Below are 11,709 nucleotides of genomic sequence, written 5' to 3' on the forward strand. Positions count from 1 at the left end.
TACTTCCAGTGGAAAAATCTACATCGCTGTCCATAAGAACAGTCTTGCCATTTTCACCCCCAACTGACAGTTTCCAGCCGTTTTCTTTGACGAATGTTTTTAAATCTTTTAACTGCCCTACATTTACTGCATCAGTACCTTTGCTACCAGCAGCCACACCTGTGATTTGTCGTGTTATATTCTTATCAAGATTACCAACACTCACAGCGCCTGATGTACTTTGCCACTGAGGTGTAGCATTTGTTGCAACCTCATCCCTTACCGAAGGAGCATAACCAAACTCATTAGCAGCTCTATTGGACACAGAGTTGTTTCCGATAGCAACACCATTATCAACCAACGCTTTAGATTGGTAACCTAAAGCAATACTACGCAGACCTGCTACTTCTACGCCATAACCCAAACCAATACCCTGCCAACCTGATACCTTTCCTTTACTACCTATAATAATAGCATAAGGAGATAATGCCTCTGCTTCAGAACCTATAGCAATAGTGTTATCTTCCTTTGCATCTGTCTGAAAGCCTAGAGCAAGAGAGGCTACTCCTGATGCATTTGCGTGATCACCAAGGGCAATTGAATTTTCAGCTATTGCCGTAGGATCTTTAAAATCCTTAGCAGAAGTATTGATTTTTAAACCTTTTAGAGCCGATATTCCTTGTACTGCTTTTAGCTGTGAAAAATTCACCGCATCTGTCTCTTCAGTACCCTTTGCTATTCCTGTTATCTTTTTGCCGCCAGCATCAATACCACCTGTTGTCATTTTCGGGCCGCCAGAAATTACTAACCCTGTTGCATCTAAGGTATTTGTACCTGCTTTTAAGCTTGTTAACGTAACATCTTTAGCTAAATCAAATTTTACCTTATTGTCCTTATCACCTTTGGTAATTTGGAAGTTCTTACTTCCAGTGGAAAAATCTACATCGCTGTCCATAAGAACAGTCTTGCCATTTTCACCCCCAACTGACAGTTTCCAGCCGTTTTCTTTGACGAATGTTTTTAAATCTTTTAACTGCCCTACATTTACTGCATCAGTACCTTTGCTACCAGCAGCCACACCTGTGATTTGTCGTGTTATACCCCCACCAGGATTACCAACACTGACGGCGCCTGATGTACTTTGCCACTGAGGTGTAGAATTTGTTGCAACCTCACTCTTTAATGAAGGAGCATAACCAAACTCACCAGCTGCAACAGCAGCCATAGAATCGCCCCCTAAAGCAACAGCTCCTTCCACCCCTGCAGCGGCTCCCATACCTATTGCAACACTCTTTTGCGGCATGGCAGCCGCCAGCCTACCAACTGCAATAGAACCCTTCTCACCCGCCATTGCTTGACCACCAATAGAAATCCCATAGTCCCTTAGAGCTTGAGATATATAACCCAAAGCTATCGATTGCTCCCCCGACGCTAAAGTAGAATGAACAGCGCCTTTGGAAAATTCTCCACTGCCTATTGCAAGACCAGCTGTTCTTTCAGCACTAGAGAATTTACCTACAGCAACAGCCCCATCAGCTTGCACCGCAGCCCACGGACCTATAGCAACAACATTACTGCCTTTTTTCTGCACTTGATAACCCACAGTATAAGAGTGGTCTCCATCGTAGTTTGCTCTCGTAGCAACTGGAAATACATTTGCTACAGCTATTGGTCCCATCTCCTTGGTATTTTTTTCTAAACTACGAACGCTAAACCGCCCTCCACCAGTTTCCTCACTATCATCAATAGAAAGCTTCCAATCTTTCTTTACAAATGGTTTCAACTCTTTTTTCTCAGAACGATTATTTATACTGTTTTCAGTAATCTTAGCAGCTACTTTTGTAAGCTGCTGTCCTTTAACTATATTTAGCACATTATTCCATGCAAAATCGCCGTCTTCTTTCATAACACTTATAGAGCTCTCATCACTTGGGCTCAGAAGGGTTCTGGTTAAAAAATTTGCATAATCACTAGAAGCTTTAACCTTTTCTTCTCCTGCATTATTAAGCACTGTTAAATAATTGTCTTTTGAGACGGAAGAAGCACTCAAACCAGCAACAGAGATAAGGCTTTGTGGATAAGATACACCAGCACTGTTAACACCTTCAAGAAATGCGTTTCTAAAATCAGAATTTGCTGAGAAAGCAAGTGTGATATTCGACAAAAGTGCAGCGATTGAAGTCAATGATAAAACTTTAATAAAAGGAAAACGAGAACCTTTTAATTCATTCGCTGCTCCCAGTGCATGTGATTTTTTCATAACAAACTCTCCAATGAAAAAACTTAAAAGCACCTCTAAAACATAAAAAAGACACATTTTAGCATTATCAGACTATCTTAAGGTTTTGGATAAAGGACACTGCTTAGAATGTGAACGTTTTGAGTCTTTAATTTTGTTTTGTTTGTGCCTTCTGTATTGAAATCTAAATGTATGTCTTTTGGTTTATGTTTTTTTGATATAAATATGACACATTTAGAGTCTAATGGTTTTAATGTGTTGCTTTTTCCTAACTGAAAGGAATTCTAATATTACTCTTTTAGTTGGTAATGGTATAAAATGCTTTGTAAAAGGTTTTAGTGTGTATTTTCATAGTTATAGGTCTTAGTTTTATTTAAAAGCACTTTTTTCTTAATAACAAGTAAAGTGAAAAGGTGTTTTGATATTGGGAATTTTATATTTCCTTGAATAATTCTTGCTAGATAGATTATTTTTTTCAAGATATCACGTAATGATGTGGGTGTACTCTTTTGATTGTTTCTTTATTCTTACGTGTCATTTACCCTCCCCCTTTAATATTGTTATCAAAATGAGTCTTACTAATATACTTTACGAGTCATATCTACTCTATAATAAAATAGCAACAAAAAATAACAATTTTTATCAATTTGGGTATTTTTCACAAAACAGTGTGATATTTTTTCAACAATTTAAGTAAAAATTTTTAGAATTTATAAATAAATTTATTGCTACAGAAAGCTTTTTGCAGACATAAGATATTCTTAATTCTTCATAAAAGAAAAATATAAATGCAAAATGCAGCGACAAACTTTAATAATCTCTATCAATTCAGTTTTACTCTTAAACCTGCTCCTACGCCCCAATGATTACCAGAACTCGTCGCGGATATATTAGAACGAATTCTGCCATTTTCAGAAACATAACCTGCTCCAACGGCAAAGGCTGATTGATTACGCCACATCCCCATACCTATTGATAAACTTACAGAACCTGGCGTTTCTTCATAACTCAAATTCGATACCGCTAAACCTATTGCCGCCGCCTGTCGCGATTCTTTGCGAATTTCCTTAATTTCATACCTTAACGCTTCAAACTTTATATCTGTGTACGATTTTATATCATGAACAATATTATTGACCGTATTAGTGACAACATCATTAAACCGCTCATCCGTATATTTCTTCGCATCAGAAAGTACAATACGCATCTGCTGATCCGTATAATCATGCAATTGACCACCTGTAACAGCTTCTTTTGAGCCACTTTCAATGCGGCCATCCGCTACATTGTCTATTAATACTGGATCACTCTCACTTACACCAACTAATGTTACTTTATTCTTTTTCTTGCCATCATTCCCTTTATCATACTTAACAGCAATATCCGCCACACTAGCAATATCTTTTACTTGCTTATCAATCATATTGACATGGTTTTCAACCTCTTCAACTTTCTTATTCGTTTGCCAAAGTTGACTACCATTAACAGCCTCTTTTGAGCCTTCTGATATTTCACCATCCGCTACATGCTTAATCTTACTGTCTTGACCTTTATGGTGCGCATCAAAAGCTTTTTCTGTCTCACTCCAATTTAAACCACCCGAGAAAACACTCTGTTCAAAATCATGAATACGATTGTTGATATTTGTCATGCTTTCGTTAACACCTTCAAATGCAGATGCAACATTGGTATAGTCCTCCTTTTTACTGACCACACCATCAGCAGTAAATTGTGCAACCTTAAAGTTTGGCGCAAGCCATTGTCCATCCTTGTATCCCGCATCTCCACTAAAATATCTAGAAAGCGCATTGATTACCGAATAAAGTTGGAAACCATTGACCGCTTCCGTGGATTCTGCTGTAAGAAGCCCTGCTTTTACACCAGAAAGGCTACGCACACCGCTCGCACTGTTTGCAATACTGATTTCACGACCATCTTTCTCTCCACCAATCGTGATAAGTTTTGTCTTTTCATCCTGCTTAACAAGATTCTCACTTTCTATTTTGCTAATCTCATGGGTCATTTTATTCTGGATATTCGTGAAAGAATTTCCAACCTCACTCAATGCATCAGAAATATTGCTATAGCTCTTTTCTTCAGAGACTCCATCTTCACCAAACTGCTTGATTTTAAAATTTGGAGCTTGCCAATTTCCTTGCTTATCATAACCAGCGCCACCACCAAAATAAGTCGCTAATTGCTCGTTTAAAGAATAAAGTTGAGAACCATTTACTGCATCACTTGAGTTTGCTGTAATATCACCATCCTTGAGATAGGTAATCTTACTGTTTTCCCTTGTTTCTCCCTCCCCATGAAGAGCAACATAAGCTTCCTTATTCTTATCCCATAATAAAGAATCATTGCTAATGCCTTCTGAGACTTCCTTAATACGCTGGTTTACATTCTTTATATTTGTATCAAGACCTTCAAAGGCTTTACCAACATCAGTAAAGGACTTATCCGTAACATTACCTTCTTTAGAAACATCAGATAATTTATAGGTTGGACCTGTAAAGGCTCCATTGTTAAAGGATACACCACCCCCTAAGAATTTTGCTATATCACCACCAATGTTATAAATCTGACCACCAGTAACCGCATCACGCGATTTTTCAGAAATAATACCATTAGCAACGTTGTGAAGAGCCGTGGATTTTTTAGCTCTACCACCAAAAGTTACACTCGCATAATCAATTTCATCATCTGTTTTGTCGTAATGAACAACAGCCGAATCTTCAGACTGAAGATTGTTGGAAAGATCCTTCAAACTCTCATCAAGCTGACCTTTGTTAACCGCTTCATTGTTTTGTATCCCTGCCTTCAAACCAGAAAGTGTCCGTTCTTCACCATCTTTGTTGGCGATATTGATTACAGTACCGTCTTTCTCTCCACCAACCATGATAAACTTTGTCTTGTCATCTTGCTTAACAAGACTCTCACCTTTTACATGAGCAATTTCATTGGTAATTTTATTCTGAGTATTTGTGAGAGAAGTGCTTAAACCTGACAAAGCATCCGCAACAGTTTTATAATCTTCTTGTGTTGCGTTGCCTTTAATATCAAATTTGTTCACTGTAAAAGTTGGAGCAATCCAGCTTCCCCCTTCATAACTCGCTCCACCGCCTAAAGAAGCAGTAACCGCATTCCCCATTGAATAAATCTGACCACCTGTGATTGCATCCGTAGAGCCAGAAGCAATATTTCCATCTAAAAGATGCGTAATCTTACTCTTTGTTTTTGCGCTCCCCTCTCCATGATCAGCAATAAACGCTTTTTCCTCCTTGTCCCATAACAAAGCATCGCCTTGAACTTGTTGTGTAATATTCGTTATGTTTTTGGTAAAATCGTTAAATTCATTCGTTATTTCGTTATTTGCATCTTTGATACTTGTATCAAGCTGACCTTTGTTAACCGCTTCATTATCTTTTGTTGCTTCCTTCACACCAGAAAGTATACGAGCTTCATCATTCTTGTTGGCGATATCAATGATACTGCCTTCTATTTTTGCACCAATGGTAATATTGTTTGTTTCTTTCTCTTGCTGTACAAGATTCTCACTTTCCACTTTATTAATCACATGATTAATCTGTTCAGTTACTTGTTTTTGAACATTTGTGAAAGAAGTACCAACTCCAGAGAAAGCTTCTGTGACATTATTATAAATCTTCTCTTCAGAGCTCCCATCATCTTTAACAGTTTTAAGTGTAAAAGTTGGAGCGCTCCATATGCCATTTTCATATTTAGCACTCCCTCCAAAGGATTTGGCTATATTCGTGGCAGCGGTTTGGAGATTAGTGGAGACAGTTGTCACATTTTGATTTGTCGTGAAAAGCTGTGAACCCGTAACGGCTTCGTTTGAATCTTTTGAAAGAGCGCCATCTTTTATACCGGTAAGAGTACGCTTTTCATTATTCTTGTTAGCAATATCGATTTTATCACCATCGGTATCCTTACCAATGGTGATGTGTTTTGTCTGCGCATCTTGTTTTACAAAGCTACTGGCTGCTACTTGTTCTTGTACCTCTTTCACTTTGTCTTTGATCTCTTGCTTGACACCTTTTAGCTGTGAAAAATTCACTGCATCAGCATCTGCCGTACCATCCTTTATACCAGTAAGAATTCGCTTTTCACTTTTGCTGTTGGCAATATTGATGACACTGCCTTCTTTCTTAGCACCAATGGTAATATTATTTGTTGCTTTCTCTTGCTGTACAAGATTTTCAACTTTTACTTTAGTAATATCATTTTTAATATTCGTGACAATAGTACCAACACCTTTAAAAGCCTCTGCTACATTCGTATAACTTTGTTCTTCTTCTGCACCATCATCGTTAAGAGTTTTAATCTTAAAAGTTGGATCGTTCCATTGTCCATCTTGAAACTCAGCATCACCACCAAAAAAACTAGCTACATGGCTCCCTAGCGTATAGATCTGGCCACCATTTACAGCTTCTGTGGAGTTGTTGGACAAATCTCCTCCTATAAGAAATTTAATTTTGCTATCCCTTCTTTCTTTGCCCTCTCCATGTTGGGCACTAAAAGCATTGTCAGCCGCACTCCACGATAAAGAATCTTGTGCAACACTTTGAGACACTTCCTTAATGCGCTGATTAACATTCTTGATATTTGTATTAAGTCCAGTAAAGGCTGAGCCCACATCAGAAAAAGATTTAGCTGTTATATTACCTTTTTCATCAATACTTGATAAATCATAGGTTGGTGCTGTAAAGGTACCGCTTTTAAAGATTGCTTTACCACCTAAAAATTTTGCAATATCTTCACCGATTGTATTAATCTGTCCTCCATTGATTGCGTCATAAGAATCCTTAGCAATTATACCATTAGCAACATTATGAAGAGCTGTGGGATTCTTCCCTTTACCCAGGGTGATATTCGTATAGTCTGCCTGATCTCCATTACCATTGGATATTTTATCGTAGTGAATAGCAAAAGAACTCTCAAACTGAAGATCTTCTGTTAATCCCTTCACACCTTTATCAAATTGCCCTTTATTAATAGCCTCATCCGCCTTCGTTGCCTCCTTCACACCGGAAAGAGTTCGTATCTCACTTTTGCTGTTAGCAATATTAATTTCACTGCCTTCTACTTCTCGACCAATGTTGATATTATTTGTTTCTTTATCTTTTTTAATGAGGCTTTCACCTTGTACAGTGGTAATTGCACTATTAATCTGGTTGGTAATCTCCTTGGTAATTTTATTTTGAACATTTGTAAAAGAAGTACCAACTTCTGTTAAAGCTTCCGCTACATTAGGATAACTCTTATCTTCTTCCTTGCCTTCAGAGTTAACAGTTTTAAGCGTAAAAGTTGGAGCAATCCATTTTTCATTCTCATATTTTGCTCCGCCTCCAAAGGTCTCTGCTATATTTTTCCCAGCTGTTTGGAGATTAGTGGAAACAGTATTCACATTTTGATTTGTCTCAAAAAGTTGCGAACCATTGATGGCATCATGTGAATCAGAAGAAACGGCACCTTTGCTAACATTATGCAAAGCAATCTGACCTGTGCTAGGATCTCCAAAAGTTACACTGTTTTTATTAACTTTACGCGCTGACCTGATAAGGGGATTGACATCTTTTGGCTCTACTTCTTCATCATAAAGAACCGCTACTGAACGTACATCTTCTATTTCTCGATCAAGCTGACCTTTGTTGACTGCTTCATTGTACTCTTCTGCCTCCTTAACACCGGAAAGTTTCCGATCCTTTTTATCCTTATCCTCAATACTGATTTTATTACCGTATTTTTCTGAACCAATCTTGACTATTTGTTGCTCTTCATCCCACTTAACAAGACTATCACCTTCCACTGTGGCAACCACATTCTTAATTTCTTTATGAAGATCAGAAAAAGAATTATTTACGCCTTCAAAAGCAGCTGCAACATTATCATAGCTTTTTGTACCTTCTGTACCATCCTCATTAAAGGTTTTAACCATGAAAGTTGGATCAGTCCATTTATCGCCTTTATAAACAGCGCCACCACCGAAATAAGACGCAACTTCGCCACCAAGAGAATAAAGCTGCGAACCGGTAATAGCTTCATTTGAATCTTCTGAGATGACACCATTCTTTATACCCGTAAGAGTACGCTTCTCATTTTTGTTGTTGGCAATATCAATTTTATCACCATCTGTATCTTTACCAATGGTGATGTGTTTTGTTCCGTCATCCTGTTTTACGAAGCTACTGACTACTACTTGTTCTTTTATTTCCTTTAGCTGTGCAAAATTCACTGCATCGGTGTCGACAGTACCCGTTGCCACATTTTTGATCTTTTTACTGCCAGCATCAATGCCACTAGTTGTTATCTTAGGTCCACCCGTAATCACTAACCCTGTTGCATCTATTTTTGCTTTCTCTCCTAATGTCACACTGCTTAGTGTTAAATCATTAGCCAAACCAAATATTAGCTTATTGGCTTCGTTTGTATCTCTTTTAATCTTGAAATTACCTCCTCCAGATGAAAAGTTTACTGTACTATTCGCACCAACGTTTTTTGCCGCATCAGTTCCAATAGAGAGCTTCCAACCGTCTCCCCCTTTTTGTGCAAGTGCCTTTACTGCTTCCAACTGTGAAAAATTCACCGCATCGTTATTTGCACTACCATTTGCTACTTCTGTAATTTTTTTATTTCCAGCGGAAATACCAGTGGTCGTCACATGCGGACCATTGACAATGACTAAGCCCGTTGCATTTAAGGTAGCATTCGTTCCTGCTTTTACGCTATTCAGCGTAATGTCCTTTGCTAAATCAAATTGTACCTTATTGTCGTCTTTGCCCTTGGCAACCTTTATGTTACCACTTGGAGCAGCTAAATCTACTAATTTATTCGATTCAACCGTTGTGGTATTCGCTCCACCAACAGAGAGTTTCCAACTTCCAGCAGCCTTTTCTAAGGCTTTCAACTGCGCTACATTTACTGCATCAGTATCTTGAGTACCACCTGCAACTCCTACAATTTGTCGTGTTTTTGATGTTTCAGCATTACCAATACTCAACGCACCTTCAGAGCTCTTCCAAGCGGCAAAATTTTTCGTTGGCATCATGTCTAATGGCCTATATGCATCAATACCTCTGGGTACAGAAGCTTCACTGTTACTACCTAAAGCAATCCCACCAGCTTTGATCGTCTTCGCACTAGAACCAATGGCTATCTCCGTAACCTCATTCAAAGTCATTGCATTGGCACCAATAGCAATACTATGTTGCATTTTTGCTTGCGCACCAGTACCTATCGCCACAGTATTAGTGCCGATGCTAATTCCGCTGCTTCTAGTCATTGGTGCATTAGTTCTCGTCATCGGATTCATACTAAACGTCGTTATATCATTATCCAATACAACAGGATTATAAGTGCCCTCTAAAGAAGATATAGCGATAGGATTATCATCACTCTTACCAGACAGGGTTCTGGTTAAAAAATCTGCATAGCCACCAGAAGCATTCACTTTTTCTGCTAGCGCTTTATTGAGTGCTGTTAAATAACCCACCTTGGATGCATCAGAAATGTTAAAACTGCTCTGATTATCCTTGCCTTGAGAATAAACCGCTGTTGCCTTCTCCATGCTTTGAAGAACTTGTTTTATTATATCAAAACTTTTCGCATAAACGGGGGAAGCATTTGATAAAAATGCAGTAATTGTGGTTCCCAACAAAAGCTTTTTAAATAAATGTCGAGAGAAATGTCCATAACCCCAATCATTCTTCCTTGATATGATGGATAACTCTTTCATAATAAGCACCCAATGAAAAAATCAAATCAGCATATTTATGCCATAAAAAAGACATATTTCAATTTATAATTTTATCCCTAATTAAACCATCTGTTAACAATTCGTGAGGAAGGTTATCTCTGCATAAAGCCGTAATAAAAAAGTCTATTTAAAGAAAGTTCTAAGGTTTTGGCAGTTTTATTTTTGGGGTAATATGTTATTGGATAATAGGGCCATTTAGATAAATTGGTAGAAGCATTTTCTCATGCTAGGTTGGTGAATTTTTATCTGTAAATTAAGTAACATATTGGTTTTATGTTCTTTTGAACTGCTTTTTAGTAAAAAGCAAAAAATATTAGTATGGGGTAATCTCCATTCTTGTTAAATTATAAATGGGACGAAAATAGAGCTTTAGCATTTATAGTGCGTTTTGTTTTATTATTCATCAGCTTGTAATGTTTTTCTTTGATTTAATTATTTCATTTGTTGATTTTATTGATTTCTTATTAAAATAAAATTTCGCCCTTACCTTCATTTAAGACAAGGGCGAAATAATTTTGCTCAATGCATTTTGTTGATTATTAGTTCAATGTCATATTGAATCCCGCACCTATACCCCAGTGTCCACCAGAATTGGTGACAGATACATTAGACAGAACAGAGCCGCTCTCAGATGTATAACCAGCACCAAAGGCAAATGCAGATTGCCTACGCCATAAGCCAGTACCAAATCCAACACTTAATTTCCCAGGTGTTTCATTATAGCGTAAGTTAGACACTGCTAAACCAATAGCGGCTGCTTGTCTTGCTTCTTTTCGCACACTTTCTATGCTGTAATTTAAAGCCTCAAACTTCATATCCGTATAAGATTTTGCTTCATTAATAACATCACCCATCTGGTTATTTAAAATGCTATTGAAGCGCTCATCCGTATAAGATCTTGCTTCATCAAGGACTATCTTCATCTGCTTATCCGTATGATCATGCAATTGGCCCCCATTAACAGCTTCTTTCGAGCTACTTTCAATGCGACCATCCGCTACATTGTTTAACACTACTGGATCACTTTCACTCACACCAGCTAATGTGACTTTATTTATCTTATCACCCTTTTCATTTTTATCATATTTAACCGCATCATTCGTAACCGTATTTTCAATATTTTTTACCTGTTGATCAATATTGTCTACTTTCTCTTCAACCTTGCTAACCCTATTATTTGTCTCCCAAAGTTGGCTACCATTAACGGCTTCTTTCGAATCTTCAGACAATTTACCATTCGCTACATGCGTAATCTTACTGTCCTGCCCCTGATGACGTGCGTCATATGCTTTTTCATCCTCATTCCAATTTAAACCATTCGATGTGACATTCTTGGTAACCTCAGTAATACGATTATTGATATTTTGCATACTTCCACTAATGCCATCAAAAGCTGCCGCAACATTGTCGTAGGGCTCCTGCTCATCAACGGTACCATCACTCTTGAATTGTGCAACATGGAATTTGGGAGTCATCCATTCTCCATCTTTATATCCAGCACCACCACCAAAATATGCGGAAAGCTTATTACTCATCAAATAAAGCTGCGAACCATTAATTGCATCGGTGGAGTTTTCAGTTATATCACCATTGGCAAGAAAAGTAATCTTGCTATTGGTTTTTCCTTCACCTTCACCATGTTGAGCGATAAATGCTCCTTTATCATTGTTCCACAATAAAGCATCACCTTTTGTTTCATTAATCTGGTTGGTGA

2 protein-coding genes and 1 pseudogene are annotated in these 11,709 nt (G+C 37.8%); all 3 read right to left on the reverse strand.

Annotation, left to right across the window (positions count from 1 at the left end):
- Positions 1-2,239, reverse strand: a pseudogene (locus tag PVV66_RS08485) (hypothetical protein); the annotation flags it as partial.
- Positions 2,240-3,041: 802 nt separating this feature from the next.
- Entirely contained in the window at positions 3,042-9,974 is a 6,933-nt protein-coding gene (locus PVV66_RS08490; protein ID WP_273719368.1) for a Vomp family autotransporter, read from the reverse strand.
- 560 nt (positions 9,975-10,534) lie between these two features.
- On the reverse strand, positions 10,535-11,709 hold a 1,175-nt coding region (locus tag PVV66_RS08495), incomplete at its 5' end, for a Vomp family autotransporter (RefSeq protein WP_273760979.1).

The organism is Bartonella sp. AU16XJBT, from assembly GCF_028618665.1.
Taxonomy (GTDB): Bacteria; Pseudomonadota; Alphaproteobacteria; order Rhizobiales; family Rhizobiaceae; genus Bartonella.

Bases quoted from the DNA above. Each gene is read 5' to 3' on its own strand.
- PVV66_RS08490 (WP_273719368.1), bottom strand. From the start codon at position 9,974: ATGAAAGAGTTATCCATCATATCAAGGAAGAATGATTGGGGTTATGGA.